This window comes from Blautia sp. AM42-2, from assembly GCF_003480245.1.
Lineage (GTDB): Bacteria > Bacillota > Clostridia > Lachnospirales > Lachnospiraceae > Fusicatenibacter > Fusicatenibacter saccharivorans.
Genome location: NZ_QUIM01000002.1, coordinates 323,748 through 341,799, shown reverse-complemented (window position 1 = coordinate 341,799; position 18,052 = coordinate 323,748). Strand labels below are relative to the sequence as shown.

Sequence of the window (18,052 nt, the reverse complement as noted above, 5' to 3'; positions counted from 1 at the left end):
CTCCTAGATCATTCCGGAAAATCCCATAAATGCCATTGACATCAGCATAGCCGTAAGAAGAACGATCGGCATTCCTTTGAATGACTCCGGGATATCGTTGTACTCCATCTTTTCCCGCAGGCCGGCCATCAGCACCATGGCAATCGTAAAGCCGATTGCGGTTGCCAGACCGTAAACCGTACCCTGCAGAATCGTGTAATCCTTCTGTACGTTGATGAGTGCCACACCGAGTACCGCGCAGTTTGTTGTAATCAGCGGAAGGTAAACGCCGAGCGCTCGGTACAGAGACGGAATCGTCTTTTTCAGAAACATCTCAACGAGCTGTACCAGCGCCGCGATGACAAGAATGAAAACGATCGTTTTCAGATAATCAAGTTCTGCCGGTGCCAGGATAAATTTGTAAATCAGACTTGTCACAAATGAAGAAATCGTGAGGACAAAAATAACCGCTCCGCCCATGCCGGCCGCCGTATCCATCTTTTTGGAAACACCGAGGAAAGCACAGATGCCGAGGAACTGGCTTAAGACAACGTTGTTCACCAGCGCCGCACCGATCGCAATTAAAATCAGTTCTTTCATTTCGCTTCCTCCTTTCCTTTCACAGCCTGGCAGTATGCCTTATTGGCGCATGCCATACAGCCGGTCTCTTCTGCCGGGACTGCCGGTTTTCCGGTTTTCTCTGACTTCTGGCGTTTGATGCGGTTCTGCACCGCAACGAGCATTGCCAGCACAAGGAATGCACCCGGCGCCATGATGAAGATGTTGACCGGCTCGTAAGCACTCGGCATTACCTGGATACCGAACAGGGTTCCGGCTCCGATCAGCTCACGGAACATACCGATCAGGGTCAGGCCGACGGTAAATCCAAGGCCCATGCCGATACCATCAAATAAAGACGGGATCGGACCATGTTTTCCAGCATATGCCTCGGCGCGTCCCAGGATGATACAGTTTACAACGATCAGCGGGATGTAGATGCCAAGGGCGGAATAGAGTGCCGGAATAAAACCTTCCATCAAAAATTCCACGATGGTTACAAACGATGCCACAACAACGATGTATGCTGGCATACGCACGCCGTCCGGGATGATTTTCCGAAGCAGGGAAATCATCAGGTTGGAGGCGGTCAGGATGACCATCGTCGCAAGGCCCATGCCGATACCGTTCTTTGCAGAAGTGGTAACCGCAAGCGTCGGACACATACCCAGCATCATGACGAAGGTCGGGTTTTCTTTTATGATACCATTATAAAGCCGTTCCAGCGGCGTATCTTTTCTCATGAGTTCCCTCCCTCTCCGGAAAGCAGACCGGATTCGTTGCAGTAGTTAAAACAGCAGATTCCTGCATTGACACCGTTTGTTACAGCGTTCGTTGTCAGAGTTGCTCCGCTCAGCGCATCGATTTCATCATCCGCGGATGCGCCGGATTTTGTGTAGGAGAATGCTTCTACGTTTTTATCCTTGAACTGATTCTTGAAATCGTCTGTGTCGGCACGCATACCAAGGCCGGCCGTCTCGGAAAGTGACAGGAAAGAGATTCCTTTTGTCGTTCCGTCCGATGCAATTCCCATTGAGAACTGCATGCCGCCGCCATAGCCTTCGGTTGTGGAGATGATCTCAACCAGGCCGATCGTCGCGCCGGATGCGTCTTTTGCAAGCAGCAGTTCGTCAATCGTCTGCGCTTCAAAACCGTGGCCGATCAGTGCTGCCGTAAGCTCTGCCTGTTCTGCATCGCTCATTGTTACTTCTTCAAAGGAAGCTGCCTCCGGGAATACGTTCTGGCAGGATTCCTGTTTTTCTTTTTCCTGCTGTTTCTGGATCGGCTCTAAGGTTACCTGGTGGGCCGCACCGAGAAGCAGGCCGGCAATCAGCGTGATCGCCGCAAGAATCAGTGCGTTTTTTATAATTTTGTTCATGCTTTTTTCTTGCCTCCTCTTCCGAATCCAACCGGCACGGTCACACGCTCAATGAGCGGAACCAGAAGGTTGGTAAAGATGATAGCATAGGAAACGCCCTCTGCCGAATTTCCAAAGATACGGAATACGCCGGTCAGAAGACCTAAAATGACCGCATAGATATACTGTCCCTTCTTTGTGATCGGGCGGGTAACGTAATCGGTTGCCATGAACCATGCGCCGAGCATCAGACCGCCGCCGAAGAGATGCGCACCAAGAAAATTGATGTCAAAGCCGTGGCCGCCGAAAATCAGGGCGAATAAAAGCTCGGTTCCGATGTAAATGAGCGGAATGTTGAGGTCAATCACATGGATGCAGACAAGGAAAATTCCGCCAATCAGAAGGGCCAGTGCGGAAGTCTCACCGATCGTTCCGGCCGTATTTCCAAGGAACATGGACAGCAGATTCACCTGCTCTCCTGCTTTTGCTGCGGCAAGCGGTGTTGCACCGGATACGGTATCCACGAGGTGTGCGGCTGCCGGAGCGGCGAAATTGGTCATATGACCCGGGAAGGAAATCAAAAGGAAGCATCTTCCTGCAAGCGCCGGGTTCATAATGTTCTGTCCAAGACCGCCGAAAAGCTGTTTTACGACGAGAATTGCAAACACACCGCCGATCACCGGCATCCAAAGAGGCGCCTGCACCGGCATGTTCATGGCCAGCAGAAGGCCGGTTACCAGTGCACTGCCGTCGGCAATCGTCACCGGTTTCTTCATTCCTTTTTCATACAGATATTCCGTCAGGGGACAGACTGCCATCGAAATCGCAATCAAAAGCAGTGCCCGAAGGCCGAAATTCCAGACTCCCACGCAGGCTGCCGGGGCAAGGGCAAGCAGGACGGCAAACATGATTTTGTCTGTCGTCACCTTGGACCGCGCGTGTGGGGAAGATGATACGTGTAATAATCCATTCATATGTAAGATCCCCCTATTTCTTCTTTCTCTTTGCCAGAAGCACTTTACGCATCGAGCTGATTTCCTGCGTCAGCGGACGTCTTGCCGGGCAGATAAAGGAACAACAGCCACATTCACAGCACTCCATTCCGCCGTATTTCAGGAACTTCTCTTTCTCGCCGTGCTCCGCAAAAACGGAAAGGCGGGCCGGAAGAATCTGACCCGGACAGACGGAAACGCAGCGTCCGCAGTTGATGCAGGCAGATGGTGCCAGCGCAGATACTTCATCCTCCGTAAGGCAGGTCAGTGCAGATGTTGTCTTGGTAACAGGAACATCCATTGTAAACAATGCTTTTCCCATCATCGGGCCTCCGCAGATGATCTTAGCTGCCTCATGTTTCAGACTGCCTGCCTGCTCTAAAAGTTCGGACAAGAGCATGCCGACCGGCACTTCAAAGTTGCATGGATTCTGTACTGCATCTCCCGTCACGGTAACGATACGGCTCATCAGCGGTTCGCCGAAGCGGACTGCCTGGTAAATAGCGGTCACAGTATCAATGTTATCCACGATACAGCCCGCGTCCGCCGGCAGCATGGAAGAATTTACCTTTCGTCCCGTTGCTGCATAGATCAGCATACGCTCGGCACCCTGCGGGTATTTCGTTTTAAGCTCCAGAACCTCAATGTTATCCTCCGGAAGCACCAGCTCACGGAACTTCGCGATACAGTCCGGTTTGTTGTCCTCAATGCAGATGATTCCCTTTGCTTTCGGGAACATATGCAGCATGATTTTTAAGCCTCCGATCACCTTTTCCGGATCTTCGAGCATTCTGCGGTAGTCGCTCGTCAGATACGGCTCACACTCTGCTCCATTGACGAGAATGTGGTCAATCGCTGATGGATCTTTCGGGGATACTTTGACGTGTGTCGGGAAGCCTGCACCTCCCATTCCCACGATTCCGGCCTCTTTGATCTTGTTCCGGATCGTATCTGCGTCGAGTTTTTCCCAGTGCGGGCACTCCTCAAATGTTTCTTTTTCATACAACCCGTCGTTCTCCACAACGATACAGTCTACCGGGGAACCGGCTGCGGAAACTTTTTTCTCAATTCCTTTTACCGTGCCGGAAACCGATGCGTAAACAGGAGCCGAAACAAATCCTCCCGCTTCTGCGATTTTCTGTCCCGCTTTTACATGGTCGCCCTTTTGTACGATCGGCACAGCAGGCGCTCCGATGTGCTGTGACACTGCGTAATACAATAAGTTGCCCGGCTGCGCTTTGACAATCGGTTTGTCCTTGGAGAGCTCTTTTCCCTCGTACGGGTGAACGCCGCCATGAAAAGTATTTCTTTTCTTCTGAAACATGCTTTTCACCTCATCCTTTCTCTTTTCTATGCTGCATTTATCAATTCACAGCCTTTTTTCGGTTTTTTATGCAAAAAAGGCTGGTGCATTGCCCTGATTATTTCGGTTATTCATATCGGACTTCTTTTAACAGGAGTCCGCATGCCGGTGCAAGAAAACCCGCACTTTCGCGATTTTTTGCTTTGAGAAGCTCCGTCATTGATGCGATATCCCGTTTTCCCATCCCGGCCTCCACAAGCGTTCCTGTCAGGATCCGCACCATGTGGTACAGGAAACCGGTTCCGGTATAGGAAATGGTAAGAATCCCGTCTTTCTCGCAGAAATCAATTCCGGTAATCGTCCGCACCGTCGATTTTTTCATACGTTTGTTGGCACAGAAGCTCCTGAAATCATACGTTCCGATAAACGCTTTCGATGCTTCTTTCATTTTTTCCACATCGAGCGGTGCTTCCGGAAAATACACGTATTTCCGCTCGAAAACATGCTTTCTGCCATCGATCACGATACGGTATTCGTATGTTTTGTCCGCCGCATTCAGACGGCTGTGGAAGCGCTCCGGCATCCGCGCGAGGCTGGTGACTTCGATGTCTTCCGGCAGATAATGGTTGATTGTCTGCAGAAGTTCTTCATCGGATAGATCGGTATGGAACTTTGCATTTGCGACCTGTCCCGCCGCATGGACGCCGGCATCGGTTCTGCCCGCGCCGTGAATCTCCACCGGCTCTCCTGCAATCCTGGACAACAGCGTTTCGAGCTTGCCCTGAATCGTGTTGTCCGTATTTCCCTGCTTCTGCCAGCCGTTATAGCGCGTGCCGTCGTACTGCAGGATCATTTTATAATTCATCTTTTTCTCCTTTCCAAAGTGGCCGCTTATCATTCGGCATCCATGCTTTTCTCAATCAAAAAAGCCCGCAGCGCAGGACTTCGCGCCAGATTTGCTTCAAACAGCACCACTTCTGCTCCGCCCGGAAAGCTGTTCTGTAAAAATTCAGCGGCACGGCGGATCTGCAGCTTCACATCTTTTACTTCCTTCTCCGCTTTTTCCTGTTCCAGTTCACATACCGTTTCAAAAAGCTCTTTCATCTGATCCGGATCGTTTTTGCGACATTTTTTAGCGGTCTCCTCGAGTTTTTTTAACTTTTTCAAGATCCGCGCATTCGTTTCTTCCTCGTCCTTTTTCAGCAGTCCCTGTTTTTTACACACTGCAAATCCCTGCTCTTTCTGCCGCAGCCAGGAACGATACGTTTCTTCTTTTTTCTGCCTGCAAAGTCCGGTAAACTGGCGCAAGCACTCGGAAAGCTCCTTTGCCGTGCGCTCCTGCTTCTGACAGGCGGATGCCTCTTTCCGAAGTGCCGCATGAAGCAGAGACAACAGTACAGATCGCTCTTCTGCGGAACCATTTACCGCCATCTGCTGTTTTTCTGCCATGATTTTTCCGGAAAGTGCACCGGCCAGAATCTCCTCCACGCCGTAATCCTGTCCATATTTTTCGTAAATCCGGTAGTACGAGCTGAATTCCTCCGCCGTCTTTTCTTCCTGCAAATATTGTCCGATCAGTGCTTCGTCGACCGGAAAATGCAGGATTTCATAACTTTTCAGCACGGCCGACAAATCCTCCCAGCCGCGTGCTGTCACAAAACGCTTCTCATCCGCTTCCTGCGAAACAGAATAAAAATGGTCACTGTGTGCCATAAGGTACGTTGTCACGGCGCTGTGGATCTGATTTTTCTCTGCGTAGGGGAGCCAGACGGAAAGCTCGGGAAGCACCTCGATCTTCCGCACACGGTCAAGCGTTGCCACATCAAATTCCCGCACAGATTTATTATATTCCGGCGGATTTCCGGCGGCCACGATCAGCCAGTCATCCGGGATGTGCTGATTGCCGAATTTTTTGTCCTGCAAAAGCTGCAGCATTACCGGAGCGAGGGTCTCGGAGACGCAGTTAATTTCATCGAGAAAGAGGATACCCCGCTTCTTTCCGGTCTGCTCCATGCAGTCATAGATCGAGGCAATGATCTCGCTCATCGTGTATTCCGTTGTATGTACCGTTTTCCCTTCGATTTCACGTGTGCAGATCTCCGGAAGGCCCATGGCACTCTGACGCGTATGGTGTGTCATCGTGTAGGCAACAAGCCCCACACCGCACTCTTCTGCGATCTGCTCCATAATTGCCGTTTTTCCGATGCCCGGCGGGCCGATCAGGAGAATGGGACGCTGCTGCCGGAGGGGAACCAGCAGATTACCGGCTTCGTCTCTTGCAAAGTATGCGCGCAGGGCTTTTTCAATTGTCTCTTTTGCTTCTTGTATGTTCATATGTTCTCTCTTATCTTGTGCACTCTTTATGTACTCTCGAAATCTTTCTGTGTTTGATTTTGCGATATGCTTTTTTGTCAGTTATGTTCAAAGAGTACATTCTTCTGTCAGCAGTTTTTTTGCCCATTTTGGGACAAGATTCATTTTTTCGGTCTGTCTGACAAAGACAAATGCCGTCTCGTAATCGGGCTTTTGTTCGGGATAAATTCCGTCTCCGTCGGTAAAATAGATCAACGCTTTTAAGTTTCGGAATACATGCTGTTTCCGCAACTCTTCCACTTTCTGAAAGACAGGACGGAAATCGGTTCCGCCCCGGCCCTTGATGGTAATTGTTTCACGGTAAGCTTCCCATTCTTTCGGTGAATGGATCATCGTGACATCCTGTACGAAGCTGTCGCACTGGATCAGGCAGACGTTCCATCGGGAAAAGAAGTTTTCTTTTTCTTCAAGAATGCTGCGCGTCTCACCGAGAAATTTTGCTACGATTTCTTTTTTGCACGAACCGGATGTGTCGATCGCGATAACCAGCTCTTCGAGACGGTTTCCCTCTCGCGTCTCCGACGGCTCGATGAAAGGGAGACTGCCGTAGTGCTCCAGGCCGTAATGGTAGGCGACTGGGTCAAAACTGTCGAGATCCAGTTCCATCTCCTCACGGGTGACGGTGAATTGTTTTAAAAAGCTGCGGTAATTGTACGCTCTTTTTTCGATCTCGGACAGGGTTTCTTTTTTTCCACCACGGTTCTGGCCTCGCCGCAGGCCGCCGGTGCCGTAGTTTTCCGCCAACTTGCGGGAAGCACGTTTCCAGACTGATTGAAAAGACTCGATAAGTTCCGGCTCTTTTCCCGGCACCAGCCATGAAACCGGAGACTGTTTTTCTTTTTCCGGCATCAGCCATGAAACCGGGGGCTGTTCTCTTTTTTCCGGCTCCGGTGTTTCTTTCCCAAACCGGCGGATGCATTCCAGCAGCAGGTGCTGATAGCCTTCCTTGAGGAACGATGAATTTTCGGCACACATGCGGAGTACAAAATCGGAGTTAAAATATATCGTATGACCGTCGGATGTGATGGCTTTTGTCCTGTCGGATGGCTGATGCTGAAAGAAAAGAATCGCTTCACCAAGTTCCGGGTACAGCCAGCAGAGGTTTTTGCGGGCTTCTTCGAAAAGCCGGAGCGCCAGCGCTTCTTTTTCTTTTGTGGGCTTTTCTTTTTGAAACGCAGCTTCTGTTTTTCTGCTTTCCGTATTCTCCTGCATCGGATCCTGTGAGCTCCGGTTCAGGAGAATGCGGAAGGCCTGCCATTTCTGCTGGTCGGCGGCAAGGTTGAGAAAACGTTTTCGGTCTGCATCGGACAGCCATCCGGTCTGCAGAATATTTTCCAGCTTTGAAAAATCATCCTCACGAATCAGCATTTCGACAGCGGAACGGATGCGTTTCCGCAGGTATGCGGTATATGCGGCTCGCTGTTCTTCCGGAAGATCCTGCGATTCACAAAAGCCGGAAAGTGCAGCCCGGAGGCGCTGCTGTTCGGATGTCGTCGTTCTGAAACTACTCCAGTCATCCATTTTATTCACTCCCTTACTCGCCGCGTTTTCTCACTTGCACTCAATCTTACGCTGCCGCGTAAGCGACATTCGTCGTTCGCCAACTGAAAATAAATTTTCGTTTGACTCACTTGCACTCAATCTTACGCTATCGCGTAAGCGACATTCGTCGTTCGCCAACTGAAAATAAATTTTCATTTGGCTCACTTGCACTCATTATATCGTCATTTTTGAGCATTGACAATGTTGGATCGTGTTATTTTTTTCACACTTTTACCATATTTTTATAATATACTTGATATTATAAAATACGATTGCAGTCGTAAAAAGCGCAAAGGAGATCCATTTTATGAACAAAGAAAACAGAAAAGCTGCCAAAGAACGGCGTGCCAAAGAGCGGGAGCACGAAGCGAAAGTAGCGCATTACAAAAAGATCTGGAGCTGGGCCGGACCGGCTCTGATTGTCGTTGTGATCGTCGGCCTTATCATCGCCAGCGTACTCGATTCCAAACGACTCTCTGTCAAAAGTGCCTCGGAGGATACCTCCACAGCCTCATCAGCCTCCACTTCGGCTTCTGCCTCTTTGCAGACCGACACTTCCCTTACCATCGAGGACGGTGATACCGTCAATATCGACTATGTCGGCTCCATTGACGGCGTGGAATTTGAAGGTGGAAACACAAAAGGAAACGGCGCTGATCTTGTGATCGGCTCCCACACTTACATCGATGACTTTGAAGAACAGCTCATCGGCCATCACCCGGGCGACAGCGTAGATGTAACCGTCACTTTCCCGGAAGACTATGGAAAAGACGAACTCAATGGAAAGGAAGCTCTTTTCAAAGTTACCATCAACGGCATTTATAAATAGAACAACCAAAAAGACATCCAACGCAGATTTTCCGTCTGCGCCGGATGTCTTTTTCTTATTATTTTTTTGTTAAGTTTTTTTCAAAGACGCTTCGATGTATTAAAAAAAGTACATCTTCTTATTCCACAATTTTGTAATACGCCCGCGCCGTCAGCACATAGACGATCAGGTAAACCACGGCAAACGCCGCAATCGTAATCGCTGTTGCAACCAGGAACAGATTGCTGTCCGGGAAATTCAGCATTGCCATGATACGCCTGGTCAATGGAAACGCTACCATTGTATGCACCACGGCCACCGCGAGCGGCAGGAAAAAGACCGTTACCACCTGTGACTGAATCGTCTGACGGATTTCTTTGCGGCTCATGCCGACCTTCTGCATAATCTGGAACCGTTTTCGGTCATCGAAGCCTTCTGAAACCTGCTTATAATAGATAATCATAACGGCACCCATCAAAAACAGCGCACCGACGAAAACACCTAAAAACAGAAGTGAACCATACAGACTGTAAACCGTATTGCGCTCTTTTTCGCGCACTTCCACCCATCCGTTAAAAGATGACTCCGTCAGTATCGTCTCAATCTCATCTCCAACAGTGATCTGTTCGCCGGCATCCCCGATAAGATCCAGAGCATATTCCCAACTGTATCCTTCTGGCTCCTTTCCCTGCACAGCTGCATACGCTTCCTTTGCTTCATGGTTCCGCGTCACCACCGTCATTGTCTCATACACTTGCGTCTTCTCATCCAGAACGTACGATTTCTTATCGGTATTCCATTTTTTTACTTCATACGTCTGATTTCCCAGTTCAATCGTGTCATATCCATAATTTTTCTGTTTTTCCTGAAAAACCAGAGCCTGCCCTGGTTCCAGCTCTACCTGTTCGCCGGTTACCTGTTTGTACTCCGACTCTTCCATAATCTTTATCAGTGTACTCGCCGCAGCATCATCTGACTGTGTTTTTTCTACTTTGTTTCTATCTACATCAGCAAGCATAACATAGTATCTCTGATCACTTTCATACTTTTTTCTGAGCTGCTTTTCTTCCAGATGCTGATCAATCCCAGTTTTCACTTCCTCTATCATCTTCTGACTGACCGGCTCCACCGTCTTCATAATGCCGCTCACGCCAGTATTTGCTTCGATCGAAATCTGATGTGGAAACCGCGTATAGGTAACCTCCTCAATCCCCGTCCACAGACATGTGCTGATGGAGATAACCAGAAGCACACCCGTTGACAGAATACAGATATTCGCAAGACCGACCGCATTTTGCTTCATGCGGTACAGCATGCCCGAAATGCTTGTAAAATGGCGTGTCTGGTAATAGTAATTCTTGTTTTTCTTCAGAATTTTCAAAAATGCAATACTTCCAGCAGAAAACAGGCAGTACGTTCCCACCATAACCAAAGCGATTGCATTAAAAAACTTATCAAGTGCGTCCATCGAGGATTGGCAGGTCAGAGCCAGATAATAGCCAACACCAAGAAGCATGAATCCAAGAACCGCCGTCAAAAGCTTCGTTTTCGGTTCCCGCTCACCCTGCGCGCCGCCGTGCAGCAGTTCGACCGGCTGTGAGACGTGGATCTGGCGAAGGCTTAAGAGAAAATTGATCACAAAAGTCAGGCCGAACAGCAGCATCGTACTTCCCACGGCTTTTGCACTGAACGCAAAACCAATTGTTCCGTTCAGTCCGGTCAGCTTCATCAGCACCAGAAACAGCAGGCGGTACAGCAACACACCGAGCAGAATACCGATTCCAAGCGATGCCGCCCACAGATACAGACTCTCAAAAAAGAGGATCTTCGCCAGATGCTTTTTCTCCATGCCGAGAATCTGGAACAGACCGAACTCTTTTTTTCTTCTTTTTGCCAGAAAACTGTTGCTGTAGATCAGAAAAATCACCGCGAACAGGCCAATGATATAGGTTCCCATCCCCATCACTGTCAGAATCGTATCTTTTCCGATCATGGAATCAAAGCCACTTCCCTGCGCCAGTGTATCCATGATAAAAAACATCACCACCGTGCCGATGCATGACAGCAGATACGGAAGAATATTCTGACGGTTTTTACTCAAATTTGTTTTTGCCAGTCTGGCATACAGCAGATTATTCATCCCGTTCACCACCCGTCGCAAGAATTGTCAGCGTATCGGAGATCTTCTGATACATCTCATCGCGCCCTAAAGAACCGCGATACAGCTGGTGGAAGACCTCGCCGTCCTTGATGAACAGCACACGCTTCGCCGAGCAGGCCGCCTTCACACTGTGCGTTACCATAACAATCGTCTGGCCCTCCTCGTTGATCTCCCCGAACAGTTTCATGAGGCCATCCGCTGCATGGGAATCGAGCGCGCCGGAAGGCTCATCCGCAAGAACCAGCTCTGGATTGGTAATCAGCGCACGCGCAACGGCTGCACGCTGCTTCTGTCCGCCGGACACCTCATATGGGTATTTATTGAGGATCTGGGTGATGCCGAGTTTTTTCGCAATCGGCTCTGCCCGAAGACTCATCTCCTCGTATTTTTTTCCTTCCAGCACGAGCGGCAGATAAATATTGTCACGCAGGGAAAAGGTATCGAGCAGGTTGAAGTCCTGGAACACGAAACCTAAGTTTTCGCGGCGGAATCCGGCAATCTCCTTCTCTTTTAATTCGCCGAGATTTTTTCCATTTAACCGCACCTGTCCGCCGGTTGGCTTGTCGAGTGCCGCGAGCAGGTTCAGAAGCGTCGTTTTTCCGCTTCCCGATTCGCCCATGATTGCAACAAATTCGCCCCGTTCCACTGTAAAATTAACGTCTTTCAACGCTTCCACCCGGTTGCTGCCGAGGCGCGTGGTATATGTTTTTTTCAGATGTTCTACTTCCAGAATTGCCATGTCACATTTTCCTTTCTGTCTAAACTGTTTTCTTAATTGACAAGGCTTATTCTACCCGTCCGCGCCCTCTTCTGCCTTAGGATCATCTTACAAAAAGACCGGCAACCTTACATTTCTGTAAGATTCCCGGCGAAGCTCTCTATGTACTACAGGGATACGGTATCCAGCCCAAGATACACCTTCGTTCCCACTCCCATCTCCGACTCGATGCGGATGGTATGCGAAAGTTTCTCCATGATCTGGCGGCACAGATACAGTCCGATGCCCGTTGACCGCTTGTCTGCGCGGCCGTTGCAGCCCGTGTAGCCTTTTTCGAAAATCCGCGGCAGATCCTCCGGCGCAATGCCGATGCCGGTGTCCTCAATCACCAGCGTTTTTGGTGCATCCGGTGACAGATAGATGTGAATGCTGCCACTTTTCGTGTATTTCAGCGCATTTGACAGAATCTGCTCCAGCACAAAGACGAGCCATTTTTCATCTGTCAGCACCTCGCAGTGCACCGGCTCGTAGGAAAGGATAATCTTCCGGCGGATAAAAAGCGGGGCATATTTCCGCACAGCCTGGCGGATCAGCGCATCTAAATCGCACCTCGTAAAGACAAGATCCGATGTCATTTTTTCCATGCGCAGGTACTGCAGCGCCATCTGCACATACTGCTCCGTCTGGAAAAGTTCGCTCTGCATTTCACGCGAAAGCGGCGTATCCTCCTCCTGCAGAAGCAGCCGCATCGCCGCAATCGGCGTTTTGATCTGATGGGTCCACATCGTGTAATACTCCATCATATCGCGGTATTTCTGCTCCATCTTAATCTGTTCTTCCTGAAACTGCCGCTCGTAGGATGCGATGATCTGCTGGTAATCCCGCGCCAGAAGCCCGTCCGCCTCCGGAAGCGCTTCTGTTTTGCCCTGCGGTTCGGCGGCAAGGAGTGCTAAGACCAGATGATGTTTCCGGTACTTCCCATAATGAAAGCAAAAACCTGCGGCTCCGGCAACAGCCATCAGCACGATCATATAAACGGTGACATCCTGCGGCACATTGCGCAGAAAACAGAGGAGTGAAAATACTCCTATAAAAGCGGCAATCCGCACGGCCGATGCAAGATGCTCTTTCAAATACCAGTTAAGAAGCATAAACTCCTGCCGGATTCCCTCTTTCTGTTGTTCCATCCTTTTTCTCCTGTTCTGCTTCCGTCATGCGATCAGGTAGCCGACACCCTTTTTCGTCTGGATAAAGTCTGTAAGTCCTGCCTCCTCCAGTTTTTTCCGCAGGCGCGTGACGTTGACGGTCAGCGTGTTGTCATCTATAAAGCTGTCCGACTCCCACAGATGCATCATCAGCATATCTCGGCTGACGGCTTTTCCTTTATTTTCGAGAAGGGACTGCAGAATGCGCCACTCATTTTTTGTCAGCTCAATCCGCTTTCCCCGGTAATTCAGCACACCACTTCCCGTATCGAGCATGGCACCGCGGTGCTCGAGGAAATTCGTTTCTCCGGCAAATTCGTAGGTGCGGCGGAGCATCGCCTGGACTTTGGCGGTCAGGACACTTAAATCAAACGGCTTCGCGATAAAGTCATCGCCGCCCATATTAACGGCCATAATGATGTTCATGTTGTCCGATGCAGAAGAAAGAAAAATTACCGGCACTTTCGAAACCTTTCGAATCTCCTGGCACCAGTGAAATCCGTTAAAAAAGGGAAGATGAATGTCCATCAGCACTAATTGCGGATTTTTCACGGCAAATTCGGCGAGAACACCGGAAAAATCCTGTACGCAGAACGCATCCATGCCCCAGGAAACCAGGCTCTGCTGCACGGCGCGGGCGATGACTTCATCATCTTCTACAATCATAATTCGATACATGGCTGTTCCTCTGTTGTCTCTAGCAAAGCGGATATTCGCAATCCGCTTCGCTACTTGCTTGATTCGGTTAAAAATATGGACTCCGGGCGGGTGTTTTCAACGCACAGCCGCTCCCGGAGCCGTTTTCGCAGATGATTATACTCTTACAATATAATCTGATTTTCTTTCTTTTGCCTCCGGGTACTCACAGTCGCGATAACCGAGGATGCAGTGGCCGATTCCAACATAATTTTCGGAAAGTCCCCACTCTTTTAAGAGGGCTTTTCCCTCCGGGCTCGCGAACTCTTCTTTTGCACGATGGATCCAGCAGGAATCCACACCAACGGCATGTGCTGCCAGCATCAGATTTCCCATAACAAGAGAGCCGTCCTCCACATAAGTTCCGCGCTCCGGGTCAGCAAGCACGATCAGAACGGTCGGAGCGCCGTAGAATGGATCGGATGTTGTACCCATAACAGCCGCATTCATTTTCGAAAGCTTTGCAATCAGCTCCGGTTTCTGTACCACAACAATCACCGGCGACTGTTTTCCCATGCCGGTTGCCGCATACGTTCCGGCCTCCAGAATCGCATCAAGCTGCTCATCCGTAATCTGCTCCGCTTTGTATTTGCGGATGCTTCTTCTTGTTTTGATTGCATTTAATACTTCGTTGTTCATGGTAAAAAGCCTCCTGTTCTTTTTCTATTTTTATCGCAAACGCCGCAGCCTTATATACCGGACGCATTGCCTGCCTACATCTGTTTCCGCACAATCCGATACTCGTCGCCAAGCTGGTAGTACGGACAGTCGTAAAATTTATCCTGCAGAAAACGTGCCATCTCATCCTCATCGAGATCGACCTCGCAGGTGTAGCACTCATACTCATCATCATACACAAAATTGCCGCACGACTCACAGCTTGTGGCCATCTGGCGGGAGTGCTTTTTCTTTTGTGCATGGGGTATTGGTTCTGTCATATGGCAATTCCTCCCATTTCTTACACTTCGATTCTCCGTTTCGGCGCTTCCGGCAGAGGAAGAATTTCTATTTTTCATCCACAACCTGGAAGCTATAAAATTTCAGGTAATAGGACTCATCCGCCGCCCACAAAATTGGATGATCCGGGGCCTGGGTGCGGTATTCTACCTGACGAAGGCGTTTGTGGACGTTGTGAGCCGCCTGATTGATGGTTTTCGTGAAGAGTTCGTAGTCCATAAAGTGGGAACACGAACAGGTGCACAGATAGCCGCCGTCTTTGACCAGTTTCATGCCGCGCAAATTGATTTCACGATATCCCTTGATTGCGTTTTTGATGGAGTTTCTTGATTTTGTGAAAGCCGGCGGATCAAGGATAACAACATCGAATTTTTCACCTTCTTTTTCAAGACGCGGCAACAGTTCAAAGACATCCTCGCACACGAAAGATGCTACGTTTTCCAGGCCATTTAAGGCTGCGTTTTTCCGTGCCTGCTCTACACCGAGCTCCGATGCATCAACGCCGATGACTTCCTTTGCTCCTGCATATGCCGCATTCAGTGCAAACGATCCGGTATGGGTAAAGCAGTCGAGCACTCTCGCGTCTTTGCAGAGCTTCTGCACAGCCAGTCTGTTGTACTTCTGGTCGAGGAAAAATCCTGTTTTCTGGCCGTCCTTGACATCGACGAGATAATGAACACCATTCTCGACGATTTCCACGCTGGTGTCAAACGGCTCGGAGAGAAATCCTTTCACACGCTCCATGCCTTCCTGCTCACGCACTTTTGCATCGCTTCGCTCAAACACGCCGCGGATCTTAACACCGTCTTCTGCCAGAACCTCCTCCAGCAGACGGATGATCGTCATTTTCATTTTGTCGATGCCGAGTGCCAGCGACTGGACAACCAGCACATCGGAGAATTTATCCACTACGAGTCCCGGCAGAAAGTCTGCTTCACCGAAAATCAGACGACAGCTCGATGTGTCCGTCACTTTTTTACGGTACTCCCAGGCATCCTGCACTCTTTTTTTCAGGAATGTTTCATCGATTTCCTGGTCGATGTTTCTTGTCATCATACGGATACGGATTTTGGAATGCTCGTTGATGAAACCGCGCCCCATCGGGTATCCGTCGAAGTCGCGCACCAGCACGATGTCTCCGTTTTCATATGCTCCTAAAATTGAAGCGATCTCATTATCAAAAATCCAGGCTCCGCCCTGCTTTAAGGCGCGGCCCTCTCCTTTTTTCAGTGTTACAACTGCGTTGCTCAAAAGTTTTTCCTCCTTAAAAAACAATATAGTTAGTCATATCTAATCATAGACAAATGTGTTTTGCTTGCATTCTCAAAACCGCGCTTCCAGCGCTTTTTGCTGCTGCGCAGCTCCTTTTTGCCCATCTTTCGACGCTCCCTCCGTGTGTTCTGATGGATAGATTTTCATGCAAGTATGAAATCTGTCCACCAGAACACACGAGTGAACTATAACGTCAGATTCCTCTTCCATCAAACTCCGGAATGAAGCTCTCCTCAGCCACCGGGCCTTCCTGTAAAAAGGCGTTGGTGACGCCGAGGGAAAACGTATAGTCCAGCAGTCGCTCATACTCCCGCTTTGTCGTTTTCCGGTTCAGCGGACTTATGTTTTCCACCTGCGGAAGCGGCGTGTACTGGCTCATGAGGCTCAGCCAGACGGTATCGCCGTACGTCTCATAGACGTATTTTACCACAGCTTTTGCATTTTTTACAGCACCTGGCAGCAATAAATGGCGCACAATCACACCTTTTTTCATCAGACCATTCTCATCGAATACAGCCTCGCCCGTCTGGCGCACCATTTCCGCCAGCGCCCGTTTTGCTGTTTCCGGGTAATCTTCTGCCCGCGAGTACGCTTTTGCAAGGGAGGGAACCATATATTTAAAATCCGTCAGGTAAATATCGATCAGCCCATCCAAAGCCTGCAGGGCTTCCACGCTCTCATACCCACCGCAGTTATAGACAACCGGTACGGTAAGTCCCTTCTCTTTCGCCAGAAGAAGTGCTTCCCGGATCTGCAGCACGTAGTGGCTCGGCGTCACGAGATTAATGTTATTCGCATTCTGCGCCTGCAGCTCCAGAAAAATATCCGAAAGCCGCCCGATCGAAATCACTTTTCCGCTCTCCATTTCCGCAATATGATGGTTCTGACAGTAAACACACCGCAGATTGCACCCGGAAAAGAAAACCGTCCCTGACCCCGTCGTCCCGGAAATACAAGGCTCCTCCCAGAAATGCAGCGCCGCCCGCGCCGCCGCAACCCCGGAGGGCGCCTTACAATATCCCGTCTTTCCATGCTCCCGGTCCGCTCCGCACTTCCGCGGACAGACCCGGCACCGGCTCATCTCCTGTTCCAAATCCAGCATAATATTTCTCCCTTTTCTCTTTAGAAAAAAGCCGTGTCTCCGGAGAATAGTTTCTTCCACAGACACAGCTTTTGTATTTCTATGCGTCAATTAATATGCCAGAATTTCATATCCATCTTCTGTTACCGCAACCGTAACCTCCCACTGGGCTGACGGTGCGCCGTCTTCGGTGTAGACGGTCCAGTCGTTGTCGGAGTCGATGAAGATTTCATCGGTTCCGAGATTGATCATAGGCTCAATGGTGAATACCATGCCCGGTACGAGCAGCATTCCGGTATCTCGTCTTGTGACATAGCTGACGAACGGATCCTCGTGGAACTCCAGACCGACGCCATGACCGCCGATGTCACGGACAACTTTATAGCCCTGGCTCTGGGCAAATTCATTGATCACCGCGCCGACATTGCCAAGCCGGTTAAACGGACGTACTTCTGAGAGTCCAAGCTGTACGGCTTTTAACGTATCTTCCACCAGCTTCTTTGAAACATCGTCTACCTCACCGATGCAGAACATACGGGAAGAGTCGGAAAAATATCCCTTATAAATAGTAGAAACATCGACGTTGATGATGTCTCCGTCCTGCAGAATTTCCTCCTCATTCGGAATTCCATGGCATACCGCATCGTTGATGGAGGTACACACGCTCTTCGGAAATCCTTCATAATTCAGCGGTGCTGCAATTCCGCCGAGTTCTTTTGTCTTTTCTGCGACCAGACGGTCGATGTCTTCCGTACTCATGCCTGCATGAATGTTTTCGGCCACATAATCCAGAACTGCAATATTGACAAGACCGCTTTCACGAATTCCATCGATCTGATCAGGTCTTTTGATAATTTTCTTCGGCGGAATTTTCCATCCCTTTAATTTATAAGAATTGATTTTCTCATCCAGCGCCAGATGGCAGTCTTTGTACTTCTTCCCGCTGCCGCACCAGCAGGGATCATTTCTTCCAATTTTTTTCAGCATAATGTTCTATCCTCTTTCTGAACGCGGAACGACAGATCCGATTTTCTGTCCCCCGCTGAAATT

Annotated in this window: 18 protein-coding genes; 1 reads left to right on the top strand and 17 read right to left on the bottom strand. The window is 49.6% G+C overall.

Annotated features, from left to right (window positions below; genetic code table 11):
• Nucleotides 1–3: 3 nt before the first annotated feature.
• The 8 genes from rsxA to DW915_RS04660 form a co-directional block, all read right to left on the bottom strand.
• Complete coding sequence (gene rsxA / locus DW915_RS04695; protein ID WP_022461368.1) at nucleotides 4–579, bottom strand: electron transport complex subunit RsxA; 576 nt, start codon at nucleotides 577–579, stop codon at nucleotides 4–6.
• Nucleotides 576–1,280 (bottom strand): electron transport complex subunit RsxE, encoded by a 705-nt coding sequence (gene rsxE / locus DW915_RS04690; protein ID WP_022461369.1) that lies wholly within the window; start codon nucleotides 1,278–1,280, stop codon nucleotides 576–578. Before rsxE ends, rsxA begins: the two co-directional genes overlap by 4 nt.
• Nucleotides 1,277–1,915: an FMN-binding protein gene (locus tag DW915_RS04685; protein ID WP_022461370.1), complete on the bottom strand. Its 639-nt coding sequence runs from the start codon at nucleotides 1,913–1,915 to the stop codon at nucleotides 1,277–1,279. Before DW915_RS04685 ends, rsxE begins: the two co-directional genes overlap by 4 nt.
• Complete coding sequence (locus tag DW915_RS04680) at nucleotides 1,912–2,868, bottom strand: RnfABCDGE type electron transport complex subunit D (RefSeq protein WP_117509260.1); 957 nt, start codon at nucleotides 2,866–2,868, stop codon at nucleotides 1,912–1,914. Before DW915_RS04680 ends, DW915_RS04685 begins: the two co-directional genes overlap by 4 nt.
• Nucleotides 2,869–2,881: 13 nt before the next feature.
• Nucleotides 2,882–4,210: an electron transport complex subunit RsxC gene (gene rsxC / locus DW915_RS04675; RefSeq protein ID WP_118741682.1), complete on the bottom strand. Its 1,329-nt coding sequence runs from the start codon at nucleotides 4,208–4,210 to the stop codon at nucleotides 2,882–2,884.
• 106 nt (nucleotides 4,211–4,316) lie between these two features.
• Entirely contained in the window at nucleotides 4,317–5,054 is a 738-nt protein-coding gene (truA, locus tag DW915_RS04670) for a tRNA pseudouridine(38-40) synthase TruA (RefSeq protein WP_118595191.1), read from the bottom strand.
• Nucleotides 5,055–5,083: 29 nt separating this feature from the next.
• On the bottom strand, nucleotides 5,084–6,523 hold the full coding sequence (locus tag DW915_RS04665; protein WP_118741681.1) for an ATP-binding protein: 1,440 nt from the start codon (nucleotides 6,521–6,523) through the stop codon (nucleotides 5,084–5,086).
• A gap of 87 nt (nucleotides 6,524–6,610) precedes the next feature.
• The gene (locus DW915_RS04660) at nucleotides 6,611–8,083 is read right to left on the bottom strand and encodes a vWA domain-containing protein (RefSeq protein ID WP_022461375.1); all 1,473 of its coding nucleotides are present in this window, start codon (nucleotides 8,081–8,083) and stop codon (nucleotides 6,611–6,613) included.
• Nucleotides 8,084–8,411: 328 nt separating this feature from the next.
• Here DW915_RS04660 and DW915_RS16320 point away from each other — a divergent pair, with 328 nt between their 5' ends.
• On the top strand, nucleotides 8,412–8,933 hold the full coding sequence (locus DW915_RS16320) for an FKBP-type peptidyl-prolyl cis-trans isomerase (protein ID WP_118741680.1): 522 nt from the start codon (nucleotides 8,412–8,414) through the stop codon (nucleotides 8,931–8,933).
• A 118-nt stretch (nucleotides 8,934–9,051) separates the two neighbouring features.
• On the opposite strand, the gene DW915_RS04650 is transcribed toward DW915_RS16320, so the two are convergent.
• The 9 genes from DW915_RS04650 to DW915_RS04610 form a co-directional block, all read right to left on the bottom strand.
• Nucleotides 9,052–11,052 (bottom strand): ABC transporter permease, encoded by a 2,001-nt coding sequence (locus tag DW915_RS04650; protein ID WP_118741679.1) that lies wholly within the window; start codon nucleotides 11,050–11,052, stop codon nucleotides 9,052–9,054.
• Nucleotides 11,045–11,812, bottom strand: coding sequence for an ABC transporter ATP-binding protein (locus DW915_RS04645; RefSeq protein ID WP_055219485.1), 768 nt, complete (start codon nucleotides 11,810–11,812; stop codon nucleotides 11,045–11,047). Before DW915_RS04645 ends, DW915_RS04650 begins: the two co-directional genes overlap by 8 nt.
• 146 nt (nucleotides 11,813–11,958) lie before the next feature.
• Nucleotides 11,959–12,978, bottom strand: a complete 1,020-nt coding sequence (locus DW915_RS04640) for a sensor histidine kinase (RefSeq protein ID WP_243033788.1) — start codon at nucleotides 12,976–12,978, stop codon at nucleotides 11,959–11,961.
• A gap of 24 nt (nucleotides 12,979–13,002) precedes the next feature.
• A complete protein-coding gene (locus DW915_RS04635) occupies nucleotides 13,003–13,674 on the bottom strand; it encodes a response regulator transcription factor (protein ID WP_022461380.1) in 672 nt (223 codons plus the stop codon).
• A 135-nt stretch (nucleotides 13,675–13,809) separates the two neighbouring features.
• Complete coding sequence (locus DW915_RS04630) at nucleotides 13,810–14,331, bottom strand: nitroreductase family protein (RefSeq protein ID WP_118595159.1); 522 nt, start codon at nucleotides 14,329–14,331, stop codon at nucleotides 13,810–13,812.
• 74 nt (nucleotides 14,332–14,405) lie between these two features.
• The gene (locus DW915_RS04625) at nucleotides 14,406–14,582 is read right to left on the bottom strand and encodes a DUF6472 family protein (RefSeq protein WP_243033793.1); all 177 of its coding nucleotides are present in this window, start codon (nucleotides 14,580–14,582) and stop codon (nucleotides 14,406–14,408) included.
• A gap of 115 nt (nucleotides 14,583–14,697) precedes the next feature.
• Complete coding sequence (locus tag DW915_RS04620) at nucleotides 14,698–15,900, bottom strand: class I SAM-dependent rRNA methyltransferase (protein WP_118741677.1); 1,203 nt, start codon at nucleotides 15,898–15,900, stop codon at nucleotides 14,698–14,700.
• Between the two features lie 214 nt (nucleotides 15,901–16,114).
• Nucleotides 16,115–17,023: a radical SAM protein gene (locus tag DW915_RS04615; protein ID WP_242856695.1), complete on the bottom strand. Its 909-nt coding sequence runs from the start codon at nucleotides 17,021–17,023 to the stop codon at nucleotides 16,115–16,117.
• A 90-nt stretch (nucleotides 17,024–17,113) separates the two neighbouring features.
• Nucleotides 17,114–17,989, bottom strand: a complete 876-nt coding sequence (locus tag DW915_RS04610; protein WP_022461385.1) for a methionyl aminopeptidase — start codon at nucleotides 17,987–17,989, stop codon at nucleotides 17,114–17,116.
• Nucleotides 17,990–18,052 lie beyond the last annotated feature (63 nt).